The following is a 1,370-nucleotide window of genomic DNA, read 5'->3' on the forward strand; positions in this document are numbered from 1 at the left end:
TAGCGTTTTGGCATCTCCCGTAAGCACCTGTTGCTCAATCATGGACTCAAGGCGTTAGTTCCGGAAGCAATCAAGCAACTTTGGCGAAAGTGGCGCAGACAAGACAAGTTAGCTACTTCTGTTGCACCTCTGGTTAACAGTAACTTTGCTGAACGCATTGGTATTGATCAGCGTATCCACGCACTCGATAAGTCAAATCAACCATCACTCACAGTCAGAGAAGACCACTGGTGTCATCTAACCCAAGGTATATTTCCCCTGATTCTAGAGCAGTTCGACCGCTACAGTGCTGCATTTTCCCTGGAAGCTCGTCATCCCTTTATGGATAAGCGGCTACTTGAATTCTGTCTAGCACTGCCTTCCGAGCAGAAACTCTACCAGGGATGGAGTCGGATGGTATTGCGCCGTGGGATGGCAGATATTTTACCAAAAGCTGTCCAGTGGCGAGGAGGCAAAGCCCATATGGGTCCAAACTTTATTCACGGTCTGCTCACCCTAAATCGTCAGGTATTCGACGACGTGATCTTGAATAAGCTTGAACTCATTGAAGGGTACGTTGACACAGACTTTCTGAGACAAGTTCATCGACGCATGACCTCAGGAGGCAGGGTGCGAGAAAAAGACTGCATGACAGTCTGGCAGGGAATCATCTTGGCGTTGTGGCTTGACCGCACCCAAGTGACACCCTAAGTCTAACTTGGCAGGGAATCTGCTTGGGATTGTGTTTTGGGCACAACCAAGAAATACCGTAAGTCCAATTTAGGGTGTGACTACCTTAAACTACTATCGGCAAAAGGAAAGTAATACCAGTTTTCAAAAGTAGCGTCATACTTACAATAAAAACATAACCATATACATTGGCTTTTGCAATCTTTATGTATGTCATGACTTTTGATTTTTGGTATAACACCATGCTAAAAACCTACACTACAAAGGAAAGTAACACCATGCTAAAAACTTACACTACACCAGAAATGATTGTTCACGGTTCTATTGAGAAGCTGACTAAAGTCAGTGGGCGTGATAAGTTCCAAGATTTCGCGTTTTTCAATGGTGAGGTGGTAGCTGAATCAGATGACTCACAGAACCTCAACTGCACTAATCAGGGTTGTGTTTAGTCTGTACAACCGTAACAGGATCACCACTGGTGATGGTAAGTACTTAATATGAGTAGCGCCATCACCAAGGGCGACAAAGGCGTTGTCTACTACTAGCCAGATCATCTTTAGGCAACTCCTAGGTGGGTTGCCTAGCACTCCCTAACGAGTTAGTCCTGCAACACTGACTCAGCAGAAGGGTCTTGGCTAGAGTGAGGGGATGCCTTTTCTGCTATCAAGTTCTCCGATCAAGTTTAACCTGCTCCTAAGTAT

2 protein-coding genes are annotated in these 1,370 nt (G+C 45.4%); both read left to right on the forward strand.

All coding sequences use genetic code 11. The features are described 5' to 3' along the window. The first annotated feature begins 30 nt into the window (after nt 1–30). Entirely contained in the window at nt 31–690 is a 660-nt protein-coding gene (locus F6K49_RS49455; protein ID WP_293110102.1) for an asparagine synthase-related protein, read from the forward strand. Between the two features lie 221 nt (nt 691–911). Next, nucleotides 912–1,118 (forward strand): lasso peptide, encoded by a 207-nt coding sequence (locus tag F6K49_RS49460; RefSeq protein ID WP_293110104.1) that lies wholly within the window; start codon nt 912–914, stop codon nt 1,116–1,118. Nucleotides 1,119–1,370 lie beyond the last annotated feature (252 nt).

It is taken from the genome of Moorena sp. SIO3I6 (genome assembly GCF_010672095.1).